The sequence below is a fragment of the Streptomyces sp. NBC_00250 genome (assembly GCF_036192275.1).
In the GTDB taxonomy this organism is placed as follows: domain Bacteria; phylum Actinomycetota; class Actinomycetes; order Streptomycetales; family Streptomycetaceae; genus Streptomyces.
In genome coordinates this window covers 6,190,975-6,212,038 of the sequence record NZ_CP108088.1, presented here as the reverse complement: position 1 = coordinate 6,212,038, position 21,064 = coordinate 6,190,975, and the positions used below count along the sequence as shown (strand labels likewise).

The window sequence follows — 21,064 nt, the reverse complement described above, 5'->3', positions numbered from 1 at the left end:
CTTCCCGCAGGGAGGATGGACACCATGGACTTCGCAGCGGCCTTCACCCGCGACCCTCAGGCGGCGCCGTACCCGGTGCGGTGCGACGCGACGGCCGCCGCGGTGTTCGCGGTACTCGCCACGGTGCTCGCGCTGTGCGTCGACGACGGCCGCCGCCCGGACGCCCTCGGCTGGACGCTGCTGCTCGCCGCGCACGTCCCGCTGGCCTGGCGTCGCAAGGCGCCCCTGCCGGTGCTGCTCGCCGTGGTGGCCTGCGTCGCCCCGTACCACGGGCTCGACTACATGCATCTGGCGCCCATACCGGCCTCGATGACCGCGCTCTACACCGTCGCCTCCACCGGCCGGCCGGTGCGCACGGTGATCGTGGGGCTCTCGGTCACCTCCGTCACCCTCACCATCCAGCTCCTCGTCAACCCGCACGAGATCGTGGAACTGCTGCGGGTCTCCGGCTGGGTGATCGCGATGCTGGTCTTCGGCACGAGCATCCGGCTCTACCGGCAGCTGGTGGCGGGCGTGCTGGAGCGGGCGGAGCACGAGGCCGAGCGGAAGGTCTCCGAGGAACGGCTGCGCATCGCCCGGGACCTGCACGACCTCCTCGCCCACTCGATCACCCTCATCGGCGTGCAGACGTCGGTCGCCGCGCACGTCCTGGTCGCCGACCCCGACCGGCTCGACCGGGAGGCGCTCGTGCAGGCGCTCGACGGCATAGCCGAGACCTGCCGGGAGGCCCGGACCGAGGTGCGCACGACGCTGGACGTGCTGCGGGCCGCACCGGAGGGCCCGCTGCCCGACCTGGCCTCGCTGCCCGACCTCGTACGGTCCTCGGGCGCGGACCTGTCGGTACGGACGGCGGCGGCGAAGATCCCGGCGGCCGTGGGCGCGGCGGCGTACCGGATCGTGCAGGAGTCCTTGACCAACGCCGTACGGCACGGCGGTCCGGGCGCGGACGTGCGGGTCGATGTCGGTCTCGACGAGGAGGTGTTGACGGTACGGGTGACCAACGGCGGCGCCGCTCCCCGGGGGTCCTCCCACGCCCCGCAGGGCGTAGGGGGAGGAACGAGCGGCTCCGGCTACGGGATCCTGGGGATGCGGGAGCGGGCGAGGAGCGTGGGCGGCACACTGGTCGCGGGCCCGCGCGCCGGCGGGGGCTTCGAGGTCGAGGCGGCGCTGCCGCTCTCGGTGCGAAAGGTGACGGTGTGATCCGGGTGCTGCTCGCGGACGATCAGACGCTCGTCCGGGCGTCGTTCGCGATGCTGCTCGAATCGGCGCCGGACATGGAGGTCGTGGGCCAGGCGGCCAACGGCCGGGAGGCGGTCGAGCTGGCTCGCTCGTCGCGGGCCGACCTGGTGGTCATGGACGTCCGGATGCCCGAGCTCGACGGGATCGGCGCGACCCGGCTGATCGCCGCCGACGAGGACCTGGCCGGAGTCAAGGTGCTGGTCCTCACCACGTACGACACCGACGAGCACGTCATGGAGGCGCTGCGGGCGGGCGCGTCGGGCTTCGTCGTCAAGGACATCCACCCGGCGGAGCTCCTCACCGCGATCCGTACGGTCGCGGCGGGCGAGGCCCTGCTGTCGCCGGGCCCGACGTCCCGGTTGATCGCCCGGGCGCTGGCCGTGCCGGAACCCCTGGCGACGGCCGGCCCGGAGGGGCTCTCGGACCGTGAACGCCAGGTGCTGACGCTGACGGGCCGGGGCCTGAACAACACCGAGATCGCGGAGACGCTGGGACTCTCGCCCCTCACGGCGAAGACCCATGTCAGCCGGATCATGGGAAAGCTGTCCGCACGGGACCGGGCCCAGCTGGTCATCATCGCCTACGAGTCGGGCCTGGTGAGTCCGGGCCGCTGAGCAGCCGAAGCCACCGGCTCAGCCGATCCGCCGATCCGCCGGACGGGCCCTACGGCCGGCTGAACCAGTCGCCGCTCTCGATGACCGCGCCGAGCGGCGCGTCCGGGGCCGCCAGGAACACCCAGGCGGACACCCGCGCCCCGTCCCCCGTCCGGACGACGTCCATCGCCACCCGCTCGTACCCGACGGGCAGCTCAAGGCGGTCGAGCAGGCCGAACAGCTCGCCGTAGGAGCCGGACGCGGGTGTCAGCAGGGTGCCGACCACCCGGCCCTCCTCCGCCGGGACGACGTACGGATAGCCGGGCCCGTCGTGCAGGACCGCCCCGTGCAGCACGGCGTCCGCCTCGGTGCCGATCCGTCCGGCGAGGAACCGGTCGTGGTTGTACGCGCCCGGGCGCAGCGTCCCGTAGACGAAGAACGGCCGCTCGTCGTCCGCCGGGCCCTCGATCACCGGGGCGCCCGCGGTCTCCCCCTCCACCCAGCGGGCGTACCCCTCGCTGACCCGGGTCACCCGGGTGGCGAGGATCTCGGGCGTCTCGTAGTCGTGGGCGGCGAGGAGGTACGCCTCCAGGGCCCGGTAGCGGGCCTCGGTGGTCTTGAACACCACCTCCCACTCCTCGGTGGTCTCGATCGCGCCCTGCCAGTGGTAGACGGACGTGACGGGCCCCGAGATCTGCGCGCAGGCGACCAGCCGGGCCTCGACGGCGCCGCGCGCCAGGGCATCGGCCTTGGCGCGCGCGTCGGTGGTGGTGCGGACGGTGACGATCACGTCTCCACCGTACGGGCGAACTGGGCCGCGTGCAGCCGGGCGTACGCTCCCCCGGCGGCGAGGAGTTCCTCGTGGCTGCCCTGCTCGGCGATCGAACCGCCGTCCATCACCAGGATGGTGTCCGCGTCCCGGATCGTGGAGAGCCGGTGGGCGACGACGAAGCTGGTGCGGCCCGCCCGGAGGGAGGCCATCGCCTCCTGGACGAGGAGTTCGGTACGGGTGTCGACGGAGCTGGTGGCCTCGTCGAGGACGAGGATGACCGGGTCCGAGAGGAAGGCGCGGGCGAGGGTGACGAGCTGCTTCTCGCCGGCGCTGAGGCCGCCGCCGTCCTCGTCGAGGACGGTGTCGTACCCGGCGGGCAGGGTGCGGACGAACCGGTCTGCGTGCGCGGCCCTGGCCGCTTCGACGATCCGCTCGCGCGAGACCTCGCCGGGCACTCCGTACGCGATGTTGTCGGCGATGGTGCCGCCGAAGAGCCAGGTGTCCTGGAGGACCATGCCGATGCCGGAGCGCAGTTCCTCCCGGGTCATCGCCGCCGTGTCGACGCCGTCGAGGGTGATCCGGCCGCCGGTCACCTCGTGGAAGCGGAGGAGCAGGTTGACCAGGGTCGTCTTGCCCGCCCCGGTGGGGCCGACGATGGCGACGGTCCGGCCCGGCTCCACGGTGAGCGACAGGTCCTCGATGAGCGGCCTGCCCGGCTCGTAGCGGAAGGCGACCTTCTCGAAGGAGACCCGGCCGCGGAGCGCCTCCGGCCTCTTCGGCTCGGCCGGGTCCGGGTCCTCCTCCTCGGCGTCGAGGAGGTCGAAGACCCGCTCGGCGGAGGCCACTCCGGACTGGAGGAGGTTGGCCATGGCGGCGACCTGGGTGATCGGGCCGTTGAAGTCGTACGAGTACTGGATGAAGGCCTGGACGTCGCCGACGGACAGCGTGCCGCTCGCCACCCGCAGTCCGCCGACGACGGCGATCGCGACGTAGTTCAGATTGCCGACGAAGGTCAGCGCGGGCTGGATGAACCCGGACACGAACTGGGCGCGGAAGCTCGCCCGGTACAACTCCTCGCCCAGCTCGTCGAAGCGGCGCACGGCCTCCTCGCGGCGGCCGAAGACGACGACCTCGGTGTGTCCGGTGATCATCTCCTCGACGTGGCTGCCGAGCCGGCCGGTGACCGCCCACTGCTTCACGAACTGCGGCTGGGCGCGGCGGCCGACGAAGCCGGCGACGACGATCGAGACGGGCACGGTGGCGAGGGCGACGAGGGCGAGCACCGGGGAGACCCAGAACATCATCGCGAGGACGCCGACCAGGGTCAGCAGGGCGCGGACCATCTGGCTGAAGGCCTGCTGGAGGGTCTGGGTGATGTTGTCGATGTCGTTGGTGGTGCGGGAGAGGATCTCGCCGCGCGGCTGCCGGTCGACGTAGCCGAGGGGCAGCTTCGCCAGCTTGTGCTGGGCCTCCTCACGGAGCCGGTGGCCGGCCCGCTGGACGACGGTGGTGGCGATCCGTAACTGCGCCCAGGTGAAGAAGGAGGACCCGGCGACGACCAGCGCGGAGAGGGCGAGGAGCCGGCCGACGGCCCGGAAGTCGACCCCGGCGGGGCCGGTGGCGCCGGTGATGACGAGGTCGGTGGCGCGGCCGAGGAGGAGGGGGTTGAGGACGGTGAGGGCGACGCCCGTGGCACCGGCGGCGAGGAGGCCGAGGAGGCGGGCCCGGTCGGGGGCGAGGATGCGCAGCAGGCGGAGGCCGGAGGCGCGGAAGGCGAGGGAGCGTTCGAGACCGGGCGTGGCGGCGAGTCCGGGGCCGCGCTGCGGGGTGGAGGGGCCGGTGCGGGCGGGGACGGTTCCGGCGGGTGTGTCCTTCGTGGTGCGGCTCTCCGTGGCCGTACTCATGCGGCTTCCTCCTCGGTGAGCTGGGAGAGGACGATCTCCCGGTAGGTGGGGTTGTCCCGCATCAGGGACGTGTGGGTGCCGGTGCCGACGTTCCGGCCCCGGTCGAGGACGACGATCCGGTCGGCCTGCCGGATGGTGGAGACCCGCTGGGCGACGATGACGACGGCGGCGTCCGCCGTCTCCTCCTTCAGGGCGGCGCGGAGCCGGGCGTCGGTCCGGGGGCCGAGGGCGGAGAAGGAGTCGTCGAAGAGGTAGAGGCGGGGGCGGGCGACGAGGACCCGGGCGATGGCGAGCCGCTGCCGCTGGCCGCCGGAGAAGTTGGTGCCGCCCTGGGATACGGGCGCGTCGAGCCCCTCGTCGAGCCCGCGGACGAAGTCGGCGGCCTGGGCGACCTCCAGGGCGTGCCAGAGCTCTTCCTCGGTCGCGTCGGGCTTGCCGTAGCGGAGGTTGGTGGCGACGGTCCCGGAGAAGAGGTAGGGCTTCTGGGGGACGAGTCCCACGGTCCTCGCCATGAGGTCGGGGTCGAGTTCGCGGACGTCGACGCCGTCGACGAGGACCTCGCCGCCGGTGGCGTCGAAGAGCCGGGGCACGAGTCCGAGCAGGGTCGACTTGCCGCTGCCGGTGGAGCCGATGATCGCGGTCGTCTCGCCCGGCCGGGCTTCGAGCCCGACGTCCTTGAGGACGGACTCCTCCGCACCCGGGTACCGGAAGTCGGCGCTCCGGACCTCCAGATGCCCCCGCCGGTCCGAGGTCCGGACCGGGAAGGCCGGCGGGGCGACGGACGAGCGGGTGTCGAGCACCTCGCGGACGCGGACGGCGCCCGCCTCGGCCCGGGGCATGTGCATGAGGAGGAAGACGACCATCATCACGGACATCGAGGTCTGGAGCAGATAGCCGAGGAAGGCCACGAGTCCGCCGGGCTGGAGGGCGCCGGAGTCGATGCGGTGGGCGCCGACGTACACGAGGGCGACGGTCGTCAGCTCCCAGACGATGAGGACCGTCGGGAACATCAGGGCCTGGAGCCGGCCGGCCCGGAGGCCGACGGAGAGGAGTTCGTCGTTGGCGGCGGCGAACCGTTCCCGCTCGTGCCGGTCGCGGACGAAGGCGCGGACCACCCGGACCCCGGTGATCTGCTCGCGCAGCACCCGGTTGGCGCGGTCGACACGCTCCTGCATGCCCTTGAACAGCGGCCGCATCCGCAGGACGACGCTGCCGACGGCCCCGGTCATCACCGGCACGAAGAGCAGCAGCACCAGGGCGAGCGGCACGTCCTGGCGCAGGGCCATGGCGATGCCGCCGAAGCAGAGGAGCGGCGCGGCGACCAGCATGGTCAGGACGAGGACGGTGAACGTCTGGATCTGCTGGATGTCGTTGGTCGTACGGGTGATGAGGGAGGCGGCGCCGAGGCGTCCCCGCTCCCGCGCGGAGAACTCCTGGACGCGGCGGAAGACTTCGGAGCGCAGGTCGCGGGCGACGCCCATGGCGATCCGGGCGCCGGTGTAGGTGGCGGCGGCCGCGGCCGCCGCCTGGAGGAGGGTGACGGCGACCATCGCGGCGCCGCCGCTGAGGACCCGGTCGGTGTCGCCGCGCAGGACGCCCTGGTCGATCACGCCGGCGTTGAGGGCGGGCAGGGCGAGGGAGGCGAGGGACTGGGTGAGCTGGAGGGCGACGAGGAGGACGAGGAGGGTCCGGTACGGCCTGAGGCGGGGGGCGAGGAGTCGCAGCAGCATGGTGACGGTCCCTCACACGCCGTACGGGCGGACGGACTTGGCGTCCTTGAGGGCGCGCCCCCACCAGCCGAGCTGGTCGAGGAGGGCCTTGGCGGCGCCTTCCGCGGCGGCGGGGTCCTTGTGTCGTCCGTCCTCGTCGAACAGCCCGTGGGCGTTGTGGAAGGAGACGGTGTCGCGGACGGTGACCGCGTGCATCTCGGCGTACACCTGCCGGAGCTGCTCGACGGCCCGCAGACCGCCGGAGATGCCGCCGTAGGAGACGAAGCCGACGGGCTTGGCCTGCCATTCGGTGTAGTGCCGGTCGATCAGGTTCTTGAGGGCGGCGGGGAAGGAGTGGTTGTACTCGGGGGTGATGACGACGTACGCGTCGGCGGCCTCCAGCACCGGGGTGACCTTGGCGAGTTCGGCGCGGACGGCCGGGGACGGGTCGTACGAGAGGGAGGTGGGGAGGTCGATCTCGGCGAGGTCGACGACGGTGACGGTGAAGTCCTCGCGCTCGGCGAGACGGGAGCGGAACCAGTCGGTGACGACGGGGGCGAAGCGTCCTTCGCGGTCGCTGGCGACGACGAGGGCGAGGGTGAGGGGGGCGGAGGCGGTGGCCGTGGTGGCGTTCGTGATGTCCATGCCGAGGATCGTGGTACCTCAAGTTTGGTTGAGGTCAAGCGGCGTTCTGCGGCTCTTTCCCAAGGCCGTTTCCCCGGACGTACGGTGAGTGCATGACGACTCCGCCCCCGCACATCGAGATCGACGGCGACCCCGCGACCGACCCCGGGCTGCTCGCCGCCCTCATGACCGGCTTCGGCCACTTCACGGCGATGCAGGTACGGGACGGGCGCGTGAAGGGCCTCGACCTGCATCTCGCCCGTCTCGACCGCGCGACCCGCGAGCTCTTCGACCAGGAGCTGGACGGCAAGCGGGTCCGCGCCCTGATCACCGGCGCCCTGGAGACCTCCGGGCAGCGGAACGCCTCCGTGCGCGTGTACGTGTACCCGGACATCCGCATCGCGGTGACCGTCGCCGCACCCGCCCCGGACGGCCTGGGCGCCCCGCAGCGCCTGACGACCGCCGAGTACTGGCGGCCCGCGCCGCACATCAAGCACCTGGGCGGCTTCGGCCAGAGCTACCACCGCGAGGCGGCCCTGCGCGCCGGCTACGACGAGGCCGTGCTGACCTCCCCGTACGGCGAGATCGCCGAGGGAGCGGTCACCAACATCGCCTTCTGGGACGGGACTTCCCTGGTCTGGCCGTCGGCGCCCTGCCTCGAAGGCATCACCATGGCCCTCCTGGAGCCCCGCCTGCCCTCGGTCCGGCGCCCGGTCACCCTGGCCGATCTGTCGGGCTACCGGGCCGCGCTCGTCACCAACTCCCGTTCCATCGCCGCCGTGACGGCGATCGACGAGGTGACGTTCGCGGTGGACGAGGAACTGATGGAGCGGGTGTACTCGACATACGACTCGGTGGAGTGGGACGAGTTGTAGAGCGCCACAGGACCGACCCAGGGGGAGTCATCGGAATGGTCGCGAGATACGTCGTCTCGCCGCGCGGCGGTCGCCGCGCCCACCCCGACATCACGTCGGCGCTCCGGGCGGCGGCCGCACGGGGCCGGGCGGCGCTCATCGAGATCGCGCCCGGCCGGTACGAGGAGACGCTCGTCGTCCGGGGCGACGTGCAGCTGGTCGCGGCCGAGGGCCCCGGCTCCGTCGTGGTCGGCCGGCCCCGCAGCACCGTCCTCGACGCCTCCGGATCGGTCCGGGTCCACGGCCTCACCCTGGTCGGCCGCGAGGCGGACGTCGTCGCCTGCCACACGGGCACGCTCACCCTCGACCACACGGAGATCCGGGCACACAGCGGCGTCGCCCTGCACGCCCGGCCGCACACCACGGTCAACCTGCGGGACAGTGTGGTCACGCACGGCCGGGCGCTCTTCACCGGAGGCGCGGCACTCGTCGAGCGGTGCCGGTTCACCGACGCCGCCGACAACGCGATCGCCGTACTGGAAGGGGCCCGGGTCTCCGTCCGGGGCAGCCGGATCGAGGGCAGCCGCATCCACGGTCTCCGGGTCAGCGACGCGCACGCCGAGGTCGTCGGCTGCGAGCTGACCGGCACCGGGCAGGCGGCCCTCACGGCGGACGCCCGGGCGGGGCTCGTCGTCGCGGACTGCGTGATCAGCGCCGTGCACGGGGAGGGGATCATGTTCACCGAACAGTCCCGGGGGTCCGTCGACAACACCCGGGTCACCGGCGCCCGGCACGGCATCGGTGCGGCGAGCGGCGCGGACCCGGTGGTCCGCGGCTGCGTCCTCACCGACTGCCGCGACACCGGCATCAACGTCCAGACGGAGGCCCGAGGCCGGTTCGAGGACTGCCAGGTGCTGAACTCGGGGAACATCGCCGTGTTCTCGACCAGGGGCGGCGCGCCGGAGGTGCACGGCGGCCGCATCGCCGGCGGCAACGTCGGGATCGCGGTCAGCGAGGGCGGCGGAGGCCGCTTCGGGAACGTCCGGGTCGAGGACCTGACGAGTGTCGCGCTGCGGGTCTGGAGCGGATCCGCCGCCTCGTTCGATCATGTCCGGGTGGAACGGTGCCCCTCCGGCCTGGAGACACAGGGCGACAGCGGCACCACGGCCGACCTCACCGACACGCTGTTCCGTGACTTCACCCTGCCCGCCGTGACCGCGTCCGGCCAGTCCAGGGTCACCCTGCGGCGGGTCACGGCGGAGCGCGGGACCGTGGGCTTCGGCGTCACCGAGGACGCCCAACTGTTCCTGCACGACTGCGCGGTGAGCACCGTGAGCAGCGGCGGCGCCATCGGGATGGGCAACGGCAGACTCTTCGCCAGGAACCTGACCGTCAGCGACTCGGAAGGGATCGGGCTCTGCGGCAGGGACGCCTCCTACGTGGACGTCGCGCACAGCACCTTCGCGGATTGCGCCGTCGCGGGGGCGGTCTTCGACAACGGGTGCAGCGGCCGCCTGGTGGACTGCTCGGTGAGCGGCACGCAGGGCAGAGCGGTCCAGCACAACGGCCATGTCGAACTGGTCTCGCTCCGTACGTCGCTCCCCGTGGTCCGGAAGAGCGCTCCACCGGCCGAGCCCCCACCGACGATCATCAACCACGGCCTGGTCATCCACGGCGATGTCCATGATTCCCAGTTCGCCTGGAGCAACGACGTGGTCACCCAGAACCAGCAGCCATCCGAAGGAGACGGTTCCCCCTCATGAACGAGCAGCGGAGCACACCCGGCAACGACGGCCCGGTCTTCAACGGCGACGTCTCCCACTCCCAGTTCGCCTGGGGCAACGAGACCGTCACCCAGAACCAGCAGAACGACAACACGGTCGCGCCGGGGTACGAGGCACTCGCCGAGCGGGTGAACGAGCTCCTCCGGCAGCTCCCCCGGGCCGGCCTCGCCGAGCAGGACCGGCAGGACACCCAGGACGCGGCCGAGGGGGTCCTGGCCGAGATCACCCGTGTCGAGCCCGTCGAGGAGACCAGGCTGCGCCGCGCGCTCGCCACGCTCCGGGGCGCCCTCGCGCCCGTCGCGACGGGGGTCGTGGCCGGTACGACGGTGGGGGCGCAGGAGTGGGCCCTGGCGGCGATCACCGGCCTGACGGGCGTCTGACCGGCAGGTGACCCGGTCCGCCGGCTGCCGGCCCGCGGACTCCGGTCACCCGTTCGGCACGGGGCGTCAGCTGACACAACGACACCCTCTCTGACCTGCGTGAACGCGGGAAATCCAGGCGACACACCGTATCGGACGGCCCAATCCTGATGCCTCATCAGCAGGCGAGGGGCGCGCGGCGGCTCTTATCTCGGTCACAGAAGGCCGTTCCGGGAAGTCCCTCCCGGGAGGACCGCCCCGCTCGACCGCTCGCGCGCCCCGGAGGCCCCCCATGCGCACCACTGTCCGCCTGTTCACCGGTACCGCGCTGACGGTCGCCGCGATCGGAGTCCTCGCCGCCCCCTCGGCGTTCGCCAACGACTCCGAGTGGCTCGAACTCTTCCCCTCCGACGCCGAACCCGGCACCACCGTCACCGTCAACACGCTCGCCTGCGGCAAGCACGGTCACGGCGTAGGGGACGCGAACTCGCTCGGCGCGGGCGAGTTCCAGCTGAACCCGAGCACGCACAAGGAAGTCGTGGTCGGACAGTTCCGCGTACCGGAGCACGCCAAGGCCGGCACGTACGGCATCAGCGTGGCCTGCGACAACGGAAAGACGGCCCGGGGCGACCTGACCGTCAAGCACCGGCGTCCCAGCGGCCACGTCCAGACCGGTGTCGGGGGCAGTGTGGGCCCCGACACCGCCCAGATCACGGCAGGCGCGGCGGTGCTGGCCGCAGCTGCCGTGGGCGGGGTCTGGCTCCTGCGTCGCCGGGCGAGCGGCGCGCAGGGCCACTGAGACCGTCCGCCCGTCCTGCCCCCGCCGGAGCGCCCGAACACGGCCCGGCGGGGGCAGGGCCACACCTCCCGAGGGAACCCAGGTGAGCAACAGGAGCAAGGGCTGGGGCATAGCCGTGGCCGTCTGCGTCGGGCTCTGGCTCGTCCAGAACGGCTCGGAGCAGGTCACCCCGCCCGTACCGTCGGCCGCGCAGGCCTTCGCCGCCGGGCCGAGCGTGCACACCGACGCCGCCGCCGACCCGCTGCCTCCCTCGGCGCCGGTCCGGCTGCGCATCCCCGAGACCGATGTGGACACCCCGATGATGCGGCTGGGTCTGGCCCCGGACGGTTCGCTCGACGTACCGCCGGCCGGGAACCGGAACATGGCCGGCTGGTACGAGAACGGCACCCCGCCCGGCGCCAAGGGCACGGCGATCGTCGCGGGCCATGTCGACAACGCCGACGGACCCGCCGTCTTCTACACCCTCGGCGCGCTGAAGAAGGGCCACCGGATCGAGGTGGACCGGCAGGACGGGCGGACGGCCGTGTTCACGGTCGACGCGGTCGAGGTCTACGAGAACAAGGAATTCCCGGACCGGAAGGTGTACGGCGAGGCGGGCCGCGCGGAGATCCGGGTGATCACCTGCGGCGGCGGCTTCTCGAAGAAGAACGGCTACCAGGGGAACGTGGTCGCGTACGGCCACCTCATCGGGGTGCGGTAGCCGGTCCGTCGGCCGGTCCGGTGAAGGTCAGGCCCACTGGTCGAAGGCGAGCTTCGCGACCAGCGAGAGCACCACGACGAGCAGCACCCCGCGCACGAACTCGGCGCCCTTGCTCAGCGCCATCCGCGCCCCGACCGTCCCGCCGATCAGGTTGAAGACCGCCATGACGGCCGCCAGCTGCCAGTACACGCTGCCCTGGTACGCGAACATCGCGAGCGCGCCCGCGTTGGTGCAGACGTTGACGATCTTCGCGGTGGCGGAGGCCGTCACCAGGTCGAGGTGGAGAACGGCGGTCAGGGCGAGGACCAGGAAGGTGCCGGTGCCCGGCCCGAACAGACCGTCGTAGAAGCCGATCCCACCGCCGACCACGACGATCGCGGTCACGATCCGGGCCCGGGTCAGCGGCGCCCGCTCCTCCCCCTCGGCCTTCGCTCCGAACGAGGGCCGCAACATCACGAAGGCGGCCACGGCGAGCAGGACGACCATGATGACCGGACGCAGGACCTCGCTGCTGATGCCGGCCGCGAAGAACGCGCCGGCCATCGAGCCCGTGAGGGCGGCGAGCCCGATGCGCACCGCCGTCCAGACCTGCACCGGCGCCTTGCGGACATAGGTGATCGCGGCCCCGGTGGTGCCGACGATGGCGACGGCCTTGTTGGTGCCGAGGATGTGGGCGGCCTGGACGTTCGGCAGCCCGAGCAGCAGGGCGGGCAGCAGGAGCAGCCCGCCGCCGCCGACCACGGCGTCGATCCAGCCCGCCACGAGCGCGGCGAGGCACAGCAGGACAAGCGTGGTCAGCGAGATCTCGGGCATGCCCGTGAGCCTAGGGAGACGATCGTTGCCCCGTCCATCAATCTCTGGAGAGTTGAGCTACGTCTGAGCTTGCGGCGCCCGGTTCCCGGTCGGGGGCGGGTGGCGCGGCCGGGGAGACCGAGGCCGTGAGGAGGGTCGCGGCGAGCGCGCCGGCGCCGAGGAGGGCGGCGGCGAGCCGGCGGCGGGCCTGCTCGACGGCGGGGACGCGCGGGGCACCGTGTCTAGGCATGGTCGAAGTCCTCGCTGTGGATGCGGGAGGCCGGAACCCCGGCCCGGATCAGGTTGGCGGTGGCGGCGCGCGCCATCGCGGGCGGCCCGCACAGGTACACGTCGTGGACGGCGAGGTCCGGCACCAGGTGGCGCAGGGCGCGCGGGGCGAGGGGGTCGAAGGAGTCGTCCGAGCGGCCGAGGAGGAAGTGGAGGGCGGCCTGCCGTTCGCGGGCGATGGCCTCCAGCTCCTCGCGCAGGACGAGACCGGCCGCGTCCGAGGCCCGGTAGAGCAGGGTCACGTCGCCGGGCCCGCCGGGCAGCGTCTCGAAGAGGGCGCGCAGCGGGGTGATGCCGACGCCTCCGGCGAGCAGCAGGACCTTGCGGCGGGTGCGGCGGTGGGCGGTGAGCGCGCCGAAGGGGCCGGAGGCGAGGACCCGGACGCCGGGGCGGAGGCGCCGGATGCGGCGGGTGTGGTCGCCGAGGGCCTTGACGGTGATCCGCAGGGTGTCGTCGCGGACGGGCGCGGAGAGGGAGAAGGGCAGGGCGGTCGCCCAGAGCCCGCGCCGCAGGAAGCGCCAGCGGAAGAACTGGCCGGGTTCGGCCCGCAGCCGGGCCACTCCCCTGCCCCGGACGAGGACCGAGACGACCCCGGGCCCTTCGTCGCGGACCTCGACGACCCGCAGCTCGTGGCGGAGGGCGGCGCGGACGGGGACGACGAGCCGGTACCAGACGAGGAGGACGGCGACGGTGCCGTGGGCCATCGACCAGAGCCAGCGGACGAGGAGGCTGTCGGCGATGTCGGGTCCGGCGAGCTGGTGGACGAAGCCGAGGGCGGCGGCGAGGAGCCCGCCGAGGTGGATCGCCCGCCAGGTCTCGTGGCGGACCCGGTTCCGCACGGCCCGGGCGGAGGTGATGCCGACGGCGACGAAGAGGGCGGTGCCGGCGGTGGCGGCGGCGATCGCCCCGTACGCGAGGAGGTCCCCGGTGGCGGTGACCAGGTCGGTGCGGGTGTGCACGGCGTAACCGCAGAGCGCGAGGAGCGCGTGGGCGCCGATCAGACCGAGGACGTACCGGCCGCCGAGCGCGTGCCAGCGGGCGAGCCGGTCGGCGCCGACGCCGTGCTCGACGGCCGGGACGCGGGCCATGAGCAGCAGCAGGACGAGGACGCCGTAGCCGGCGAGGAGGCCGGTGAGGTGGGCGCCGGACGCGAAGAAGGCGTCCAGGCGGGCGGAGGGCCGGGCCTGGACACCCCACAGGAGGGCCACCGCCCCGGCGCCGGCGAGGATCGCGGTCCGCAGACGCTCGGGAGCGAGCCGCAGGGCGGGAGCGGGCGGGGCCGGTATCGGGGGTGCGGGGGCCGGGGCGTGGACCGGCTGACGGGGGAGGGGTACGTAAAGAGGGTGGCTGGCCTCGGTGGTCACATCCGGCACAGTAGGTCCGCCCGTATACGGGAATCCCCAGCTCAGCTCCGTCCCCGCGATCCTTAAGCCTGGCTTGAGCCGAGCCTGACCACGGGTTAATCCTGACGGCCGCCCCGCCCGGCCTCACAGCGGTCGGGGCCGGGGACGGAGATCAGCGTTCCGTACGGGAAACAGTCGGGATGCCGTCGGGTAACACCGGCCGCGCACGCTTCCCGGTATGAGTACACGGATCGTGGTGGTCGGGGGCGGAACGGCGGGCGCCCGGCTCGCCCAGCGCCTGCCCGTCACCCTCCTCGGCGAGGAGCCGCACGCCCCCTACAACAGGGTGCTGCTCGCCGACGTCCTCGCCGGGCGGTACGCCCCCGAGGTCATCGCACTGCCCGGAACCCGCGAGCCGGCACGGCTCGGGGTGCGGGCGGTGCGGATCGACCGGGCGGCGCGGACGGTGGAATGCGCGGACGGCTCGCTCGTCGGCTACGACCGACTGGTCCTGGCCACCGGCTCCAACCCGGTCCTTCCGCCGCTGCGCGGACTGCGCGGGGCGGAGCTGCCGGAGGGCGTCCACGCCTTCCGTACGCTCGACGACTGCCTGGCGCTGCGCGACCGGGTACGGCCCGGGACGCGGGCGGTGGTCATCGGCGGCGGACTCCTCGGGGTCTCGGCGGCGCGGGCCCTGGCGGCGCTCGGCGCCGAGGTGGTTCTGACCCAGCAGGGCGAACGCCTGATGGAACGCCAACTGGACGCGCACGCCTCGGCCTTGCTCCACGAGCACGTCGAGTCCCTCGGGGTCGAGGTGCACACCGAGTGCCGGGTGAGCGGCCTGCGGCAGCGGGACGGCGAGGTGACGGCGGTCGAACTGGCCGACGGCTTCGTCCTCGACGCGCAGATCGTGGTCCTGGCCTGCGGGGTACGCCCGAGGGTGGCCCTGGCGAGGGAGGCGGGCCTCGCGGTGTCCACGGGCATCGTGGTCGACGACGAGCTCCGCACCTCGGACCCGTACATCCACGCGGTGGGCGACTGCGCGGAACACGCGGGCCGCGTCTACGGCCTGGCGGGCCCGGCCCTGGAACAGGCCGACGCGCTGGTGGACCTGCTGGCGGCGGAATCGACGCCCCCCGCCCACCCTCGTGCGGGCACGCCCGAGGCCGGGCGATACACCGGGACCCGCGCCCTCACCCGCCTCACCCTCGGCGGCCCCACCCCCCTCGACCTCGCCTCGTTCGGCGAGGCCACCCCGCAACCCGGCGACGACGTCGTCCAGCTCACCGACGCCACCCGCCGCGCCTACCGCAAGGTCGTCGTCCGCGGAGACCGCCTCGTCGGTGGCGTCCTCCTCGGCGACCTGGCCGCCGTCGGCACGCTCGCCCGGGCCTGGGAGGGCGACGAAGCCCTGCCCGACGAGGCCCCCCTGCTGCACCTGCTCACCCACGACGGAGGCTCCTCATGACCACCCCCACCATCGTCCTGGTCGGCCACGGAATGGTCGGCCAGCGGTTCCTGGAGTCGCTCGCCGACCGCGGTGTCACCGAGCGGGCCAGGATCGTCGTCCTCTGCGAGGAGCCGCGCCCCGCCTACGACCGCGTCCAGCTGACCTCGTACTTCGCCGGCAAGACCCCGGACGACCTCTCGATGGTCGAGGCGGGCTTCATGGAGAAGCACGGCATCGAGCTGTACGTGGGCGATCCGGCGGAGTCGGTGGACCGGGAGGCCCGTACGGTCACCGCCCGCTCCGGGCGGGTCTTCGCGTACGACTCGCTCGTCCTCGCCACCGGCTCGTACCCCTTCGTCCCGCCGGTGCCCGGCAAGGACGCCCGCGGCTGTTTCGTCTACCGGACGATCGAGGACCTGCTCGCGATCGAGGAGTACGCGAAGACGGCGACGACCGGCGCGGTCGTCGGCGGCGGTCTGCTCGGCCTTGAGGCGGCCGGCGCGCTGAAGGGCCTCGGACTCGACACCCACGTCGTGGAGTTCGCGCCGCGGCTGATGCCGGTGCAGGTCGACGAGGGCGGCGGCGCCGCGCTGCTGCGCACGATCGAGCGGATGGGTCTGACCGTCCACACCGGGACGGGCACGCAGGAGGTCGTGACGGCGGACGGCGCCGTGACGGGCATGAAGCTGTCGGACGGCTCCGAAGTGGCCACGGACATGGTCGTGTTCTCGGCCGGTGTACGGCCCCGGGACCAGCTGGCCCGCGACTGCGGACTGACCGTCGGGGAGCGCGGCGGCATCGCGGTCGACGAGCAGTGCCGTACCTCCGACCCGGCGGTCTTCGCGATCGGCGAGTGCGCGCTGGCGACCGACGGGCGGGTGTACGGCCTGGTGGCGCCGGGCTACGAGATGGCGCAGACGGTGGCCGCGACCCTGGCGGACGAGGCCGGCGACGGCTTCACCGGCGCCGACATGTCGACGAAGCTGAAGCTGCTCGGCGTGGACGTGGCCTCGTTCGGCGACGCACACGGCACGGCCGAGGGCTGCCTCGACGTCGTGTACTCCGACTCCCGCTCGGGCGTCTACAAGAAGCTGGTCATCAGCGGCGAGGGCGTCCTCCTCGGTGGTGTCCTGGTCGGCGACGCCGAGCAGTACGGCCTGCTCCGCCCGCTCACCGGCACCGTGCCGCCGGTCTCCCCCGAGCAGCTGGTCCTTCCGGCGGGCGCGGGCGCGCCGGTGGCGCTCGGCCCTTCGGCACTGCCGGACGACGCGGTGATCTGCTCCTGCCACAACGTGACGAAGCACGCGATCGGCGAGTGCTCCTCGCTCGCCGAGGTGAAGAAGTGCACCAAGGCCGGTACGGGCTGCGGCAGTTGCGTGAAGGTCATCGAGAAGCTGCTGCCGGCGCCGGCCGACAAGGGGCTCTGCGGCTGCTTCTCGTACAACCGGAGCGAGCTGTACGAGATCGCCCGCACCCTGCGGATCGCATCCTTCGCCGCGCTGCTCGACTCGCACGGTCGGGAGGAGGCGCGGGGCGGTGAGGGCTGCGAGGTCTGCAAGCCGACCGTCGGCTCGATCCTGGCTTCCCTCAACAACGGCTACATCCTGGACGGCGAGCAGGCCTCCCTCCAGGACACCAACGACCACTTCCTCGCCAACATGCAGCGCAACGGCTCCTACTCGGTCGTACCGCGCATCCCCGGCGGCGAGATCACCCCGGACAAGCTGATCGTGATCGGCGAGGTGGCCCGCGACTTCGGCCTCTACACGAAGATCACCGGCGGCCAGCGGATCGACCTCTTCGGCGCCCGGGTGGACCATCTGCCGGCGATCTGGACTCGCCTGGTCGACGCGGGCTTCGAGTCGGGGCACGCGTACGGCAAGGCGCTCCGCACGATCAAGTCCTGCGTCGGGCAGACCTGGTGCCGGTACGGCGTCCAGGACTCGGTGAAGATGGCCATCCAGCTGGAGCTGCGCTACCGGGGCCTGCGCGCCCCGCACAAGCTCAAGTCGGCGGTCTCCGGCTGCGCCCGCGAGTGCGCCGAGGCGCAGTCGAAGGACTTCGGGATCATCGCGACGGCCAACGGCTGGAACCTGTATGTCGGCGGGAACGGCGGCGCGACCCCGCGCCACGCGGATCTGCTCGCGCAGGACCTGTCGGACGCCGAACTGGTGCGCCTGATCGACCGGTTCCTGATGTTCTACATCCGGACGGCGGACCGGCTTGAGCGGACGTCGACCTGGCTGGAGCGCCTGGACGGCGGGCTCGACCACCTCAAGGACGTGGTGGTGCACGACTCGCTCGGGCTCTGCGACGAGCTGGAGGCGCTGATGGCGGCGCACGTCGCCGACTACCAGGACGAGTGGGCGCAGACCCTGGACGACCCGGAGCGGCTGCGGCGCTTCGTCTCCTTCGTGAACGCGCCGGAGGCACCGGACCCCTCGGTCCGCTTCGTGCCGGAGCGCGACCAGATCAAGCCGGACCTGACGATCCTGACGCTCGGCAGGACGAACAGCACGCTGGAAGGGGCTTCCTCCCGATGACGACCCTCACGACCACGACTCTCACGACGACGCTCGAAATCTCCCCCTCCCCCGACTCCTGGGTGGCGGTCTGCGAGGAGGCCCGGCTGACCCCGGGCCGGGGCGTGGCGGCACTGCTGCCGGACGGCCGGCAGGTGGCGGTCTTCCGGGACCGGTCGGGCCGCGTGTACGCGATCGACAACCGCGACCCGTTCTCGGGGGCGCAGGTGCTCTCCCGGGGGCTGGTCGGATCGGCGGACGGGCGGCCGTTCGTGGCCTCGCCGCTCCTGAAGCAGCGCTTCGACCTGGAGACGGGCCGGTGCCTGGACGACGACGAGGTGACGGTGACGGTGTTCCCGGTACGCCTGAACTAACTTGACCGATCGTTCCAGACAGTCGTACGGTCTCTCTGTGGCCAGGACCAAGGAATTCGATCCCGACGCCGCGCTCCAGGCCGCGCTCGAACTGTTCTGGGCGCGCGGCTACGAGGCGACGACGATGTCGGACCTCGTGGAGCGCCTCGGCGTCGGCCGGGCCAGCATCTACGCGACCTTCGGGAACAAGCACGATCTGTACCTGAAGGCGATGGACCGCTACCTGGAGACCCGCGATCCGCGGCTCGTCGAGGAGCTGTCGGCGCCGGGCCCGGCCCTGCCGGCCGTCCGCACGCTCGTACGGCGGTTCGCCGCCGAGGCGTCGGCCGACGGGGAGCGCCTGAACGGCTGTTTCGTCACCAACTCGGCGGCGGAACTGGGTCCGCACGACACGGCGGTGGCCCGCCGGGTCGAGCTCAGCTGGGAGCAGGTCGAGACGCTCCTGTACGCGGCGCTCACCCGGGCCCGCGCCGGGGGCGAGCTCCCGGCCGACCGGGACCCGCGGGCCCTGGCGCGGATGCTCCTGGTCCTGCTCCAGGGGATCCGGGTGGTCGGCAAGGCGTCGAGCGACCCGGCCAGGGTCAGGGACGCGGCGGAACAGGCGCTGGGCCTGCTGGACTGAGGAATGGGCGCCCACGGGGGGCGCCCATTCCTCGGCGATAATTATGGAATGTACGGTCAAGTACAGGGGGATGGGTCGTGGGGACACTTCACGTGACAGAGGCGGTCGCCGAACGACCGGCGGAGACGGGGCCACCGTCCCGGCGCGGCTTCGCGCTCCTCGGGGCCGTACAGATGACGCTCATCTTCACGCTCGCCTCACTCGCCGTGCCCCTCCCCCGCATCGGCGCCGAATTCCGGCTCGACCGCCCCCAGTTGATCCTGCTGAGCGCCGCCTACGGGCTGACTTTCGCCGGACTGCTCCTCTTCGGCGGACGCCTCGCGGACCGCTTCGGCGGGCGCCGGATCCTCACCACCGGACTGCTGCTCTTCGGCGCCGCCTCCGCCCTCGCGCCGCTCACCACCGGGTACGAGACGCTGCTCGCCACCCGGTTCGGGCAGGGCGTGGGCGCGGCGCTCGTCGCCCCCGCGGCGATGGCGCTGCTCCGGTCCCTGTTCCCCGAACCGGCCGCGTACGGCAGGGCGATGGCCACCTGGGGCGGGCTCTCCGTGCTCGGCGCGACGGCGGGGAACCTGCTCTCGGGGGTGATCGCGGGGGCCACGTCCTGGCGCGGCACGTTCGCGGTCCCGGTGGCGGTGACCCTCGTGGCCCTGCTCCTCGCGCCGCGCGTGCTGCCCGGAGCCGAACCCGGCAGGCCGACCGGGAAGGCCACGAAGAGCCGGTCCCTCGACCTCCCCGGCGCTCTGCTCGCCACCGCCGGGATCACGCTCGCCAGTTACGGGCTCGTCCTCACCGACGCCCACCCCTGGGGCTCCGCCCCGGTCCTCGCACCCCTCCTCGCCGGGCTCGTCCTCCTGGCCGCGTTCGGGGCCGTGGAGCGACGCACCGCCGACCCGCTCCTGCCGCCGGACTTCCTGCGCGACGGCCGGCGGGCCCTGGGCCTGGCGGCGATCGGCCTCACGGCGGCCGGCACGGCGACCGTCTTCGTGCTGCTCTCGCTCTCCTTCCAGCAGCAGCGCGGCTGGAACGCACCGGCGGCCTCCGCCGCGTTCGCGCCCTTCGCCGTCGCCCTGCTCGGCTCGGGACGGCTCGCGGGCCCGCTGATCGGGCGATACGGCCCCCGGCGCGTGACCGCGGCCGGGCTCGCGACGGCGGCGGCCGGGCTCGGACTGCTCGCCGCGACCGGCTTCGACACCTCCGTCCCGTACGCGTACGGGCTGCTCCCCGGCCTGCTCCTGCTGCCGGCCGGCGGCGCGCTGTCCTTCGCGGCCGCCGCCGTCCTGGCCACCGAGGGCGTCCCGGCGCACCGGGCGGGTCTGGCGGGCGGCGTCCTGAACACGGCGATGGAGCTCGGCCCGACCGTGGTCTTCGCCGCGCTGCTCACCCTCGGCGGGGACGCGGTGTCACTCGCGGCGGCCGCCGTCCTGTTCGCGGCACTCGCCGCCACCACGATCCGCACCGAGCAAGCCCGGTGAGCACAGCAAGCACAGCAAGCACAGCAGGCACAGCAGGCACAGCAGGCACAGCAAGCCAAGTAAAAGCGAACACACGGGAGTTGACCGACATGACCGCACGCTTCACCGACCGCGTCGTCCTCGTCACCGGGGCCGGTTCCGGGCTCGGCCGGGCCATCGCGCTCGCCTTCGCCGCCGAGGGCGCGAAGGTCGTCGTCGCCGGCCGTACCGCCGAGCCCCTCGCGGGGACGGTCGGCCTGATCGAGGCCGCCGGGGGCACCGCCGCGGCCGTCACCGCCGACGTCGCCAGCGCCGGGTCCGTACGGGAGCTGGTCCGGCGTACGGTCGAGGTCTTCGGCGGTCTCGACGTGGCCGTGAACAACGCGGGGGTCTTCCGGGGCGGCCACAGCGCCGCCGACTTCCCCCTGGACGACTGGCAGACGCTGCTCGACATCAACGTCACGGGGGTGCTGCACGCCCTGCAGGCCGAGGTGGCGCACATGCGGGCGCACGGCGGCGGGGCGATCGTGAACATCGCGTCGAACCTGGGCCCGCACGTCCGGATCCCCGGAGTCTTCGGCTACCAGGTCTCGAAGGCGGCCGTCTCGGCGCTGACCAGGGCCGCGGCCCTCGACCACATCGCCGACGGGGTCCGGATCAACGCGGTCAGCCCCGGCGCCTCGGAGTCGTCGATGTCGCTGCGGCCCGGCGAGACGGAGGCCGAGCGGGAGGTCCGGATGAAGCAGGAGTCGCCGCTGGGCCGGATCTCCTCCGCCGCCGAGGTGGCGGCGGCCGTGCTGTACCTCGCGTCGGACGCGGCCGGCTCCGCCGTCGGCACGGACCTGGTGATCGACGGCGGCGTCTCCGCCTGACGCAGGGCGC

At 73.0% G+C, this 21,064-nt stretch carries 20 protein-coding genes; 13 read left to right on the top strand and 7 right to left on the bottom strand.

The window, feature by feature from the left end:
• The first annotated feature begins 24 nt into the window (after positions 1–24).
• Positions 25–1,200 carry a sensor histidine kinase gene (locus OG259_RS28060; protein WP_328944777.1) on the top strand — a complete coding sequence of 392 codons (1,176 nt, stop codon included), beginning with the start codon at positions 25–27 and terminating at the stop codon, positions 1,198–1,200.
• Positions 1,197–1,853: a response regulator transcription factor gene (locus tag OG259_RS28055; protein WP_328944776.1), complete on the top strand. Its 657-nt coding sequence runs from the start codon at positions 1,197–1,199 to the stop codon at positions 1,851–1,853. Before OG259_RS28060 ends, OG259_RS28055 begins: the two co-directional genes overlap by 4 nt.
• Positions 1,854–1,902: 49 nt before the next feature.
• Here OG259_RS28055 and cutA read toward each other — a convergent pair whose 3' ends face one another.
• From cutA to OG259_RS28035, 4 genes are read right to left on the bottom strand one after another with little or no spacing between them, the layout of a single operon-like run.
• Complete coding sequence (cutA, locus tag OG259_RS28050) at positions 1,903–2,622, bottom strand: divalent cation tolerance protein CutA (protein ID WP_328944775.1); 720 nt, start codon at positions 2,620–2,622, stop codon at positions 1,903–1,905.
• Positions 2,619–4,508: an ABC transporter ATP-binding protein gene (locus tag OG259_RS28045; protein ID WP_328944774.1), complete on the bottom strand. Its 1,890-nt coding sequence runs from the start codon at positions 4,506–4,508 to the stop codon at positions 2,619–2,621. Before OG259_RS28045 ends, cutA begins: the two co-directional genes overlap by 4 nt.
• The gene (locus tag OG259_RS28040; protein WP_328944773.1) at positions 4,505–6,238 is read right to left on the bottom strand and encodes an ABC transporter ATP-binding protein; all 1,734 of its coding nucleotides are present in this window, start codon (positions 6,236–6,238) and stop codon (positions 4,505–4,507) included. The genes OG259_RS28045 and OG259_RS28040 overlap by 4 nt, the downstream gene beginning before the upstream one ends.
• Positions 6,239–6,250: 12 nt before the next feature.
• On the bottom strand, positions 6,251–6,862 hold the full coding sequence (locus tag OG259_RS28035; RefSeq protein ID WP_328944772.1) for an NADPH-dependent FMN reductase: 612 nt from the start codon (positions 6,860–6,862) through the stop codon (positions 6,251–6,253).
• 92 nt (positions 6,863–6,954) lie between these two features.
• Between OG259_RS28035 and OG259_RS28030 the strand changes: the two genes are divergently transcribed.
• The 5 genes from OG259_RS28030 to OG259_RS28010 all read left to right on the top strand — a co-directional run bounded on the left by OG259_RS28030 (position 6,955) and on the right by OG259_RS28010 (position 11,337).
• Positions 6,955–7,716 (top strand): aminotransferase class IV, encoded by a 762-nt coding sequence (locus tag OG259_RS28030; RefSeq protein ID WP_328944771.1) that lies wholly within the window; start codon positions 6,955–6,957, stop codon positions 7,714–7,716.
• Between the two features lie 35 nt (positions 7,717–7,751).
• The gene (locus OG259_RS28025) at positions 7,752–9,458 is read left to right on the top strand and encodes a right-handed parallel beta-helix repeat-containing protein (protein ID WP_328944770.1); all 1,707 of its coding nucleotides are present in this window, start codon (positions 7,752–7,754) and stop codon (positions 9,456–9,458) included.
• Positions 9,455–9,859, top strand: coding sequence for a hypothetical protein (locus OG259_RS28020; RefSeq protein WP_328944769.1), 405 nt, complete (start codon positions 9,455–9,457; stop codon positions 9,857–9,859). The genes OG259_RS28025 and OG259_RS28020 overlap by 4 nt, the downstream gene beginning before the upstream one ends.
• A gap of 271 nt (positions 9,860–10,130) precedes the next feature.
• Positions 10,131–10,637: a hypothetical protein gene (locus OG259_RS28015; protein WP_328944768.1), complete on the top strand. Its 507-nt coding sequence runs from the start codon at positions 10,131–10,133 to the stop codon at positions 10,635–10,637.
• A gap of 82 nt (positions 10,638–10,719) precedes the next feature.
• Complete coding sequence (locus tag OG259_RS28010; RefSeq protein ID WP_328944767.1) at positions 10,720–11,337, top strand: class F sortase; 618 nt, start codon at positions 10,720–10,722, stop codon at positions 11,335–11,337.
• 27 nt (positions 11,338–11,364) lie between these two features.
• On the opposite strand, the gene OG259_RS28005 is transcribed toward OG259_RS28010, so the two are convergent.
• Genes OG259_RS28005 through OG259_RS27995 form a run of 3 tightly spaced genes read right to left on the bottom strand, consistent with a single transcriptional unit; the run spans position 11,365 to position 13,625 of the window.
• Positions 11,365–12,150, bottom strand: coding sequence for a sulfite exporter TauE/SafE family protein (locus OG259_RS28005; RefSeq protein WP_328944766.1), 786 nt, complete (start codon positions 12,148–12,150; stop codon positions 11,365–11,367).
• Positions 12,151–12,187: 37 nt separating this feature from the next.
• Positions 12,188–12,379, bottom strand: coding sequence for a hypothetical protein (locus OG259_RS28000; RefSeq protein WP_266891644.1), 192 nt, complete (start codon positions 12,377–12,379; stop codon positions 12,188–12,190).
• Complete coding sequence (locus OG259_RS27995; RefSeq protein ID WP_328944765.1) at positions 12,372–13,625, bottom strand: ferredoxin reductase family protein; 1,254 nt, start codon at positions 13,623–13,625, stop codon at positions 12,372–12,374. The genes OG259_RS28000 and OG259_RS27995 overlap by 8 nt, the downstream gene beginning before the upstream one ends.
• A gap of 373 nt (positions 13,626–13,998) precedes the next feature.
• Here OG259_RS27995 and OG259_RS27990 point away from each other — a divergent pair, with 373 nt between their 5' ends.
• From OG259_RS27990 to OG259_RS27965, 6 genes are all read left to right on the top strand, one after another.
• The gene (locus OG259_RS27990) at positions 13,999–15,228 is read left to right on the top strand and encodes an NAD(P)/FAD-dependent oxidoreductase (RefSeq protein ID WP_328944764.1); all 1,230 of its coding nucleotides are present in this window, start codon (positions 13,999–14,001) and stop codon (positions 15,226–15,228) included.
• Positions 15,225–17,753 (top strand): nitrite reductase large subunit NirB, encoded by a 2,529-nt coding sequence (gene nirB / locus OG259_RS27985; RefSeq protein ID WP_328944763.1) that lies wholly within the window; start codon positions 15,225–15,227, stop codon positions 17,751–17,753. The genes OG259_RS27990 and nirB overlap by 4 nt, the downstream gene beginning before the upstream one ends.
• Positions 17,750–18,106 carry a nitrite reductase small subunit NirD gene (gene nirD / locus OG259_RS27980; protein WP_266891652.1) on the top strand — a complete coding sequence of 119 codons (357 nt, stop codon included), beginning with the start codon at positions 17,750–17,752 and terminating at the stop codon, positions 18,104–18,106. Before nirB ends, nirD begins: the two co-directional genes overlap by 4 nt.
• Positions 18,107–18,143: 37 nt before the next feature.
• Positions 18,144–18,728, top strand: a complete 585-nt coding sequence (locus OG259_RS27975; RefSeq protein WP_328944762.1) for a TetR/AcrR family transcriptional regulator — start codon at positions 18,144–18,146, stop codon at positions 18,726–18,728.
• Between the two features lie 92 nt (positions 18,729–18,820).
• On the top strand, positions 18,821–20,203 hold the full coding sequence (locus tag OG259_RS27970) for an MFS transporter (protein WP_328944761.1): 1,383 nt from the start codon (positions 18,821–18,823) through the stop codon (positions 20,201–20,203).
• 89 nt (positions 20,204–20,292) lie between these two features.
• Positions 20,293–21,054, top strand: a complete 762-nt coding sequence (locus OG259_RS27965; protein ID WP_328944760.1) for an SDR family NAD(P)-dependent oxidoreductase — start codon at positions 20,293–20,295, stop codon at positions 21,052–21,054.
• Positions 21,055–21,064 lie beyond the last annotated feature (10 nt).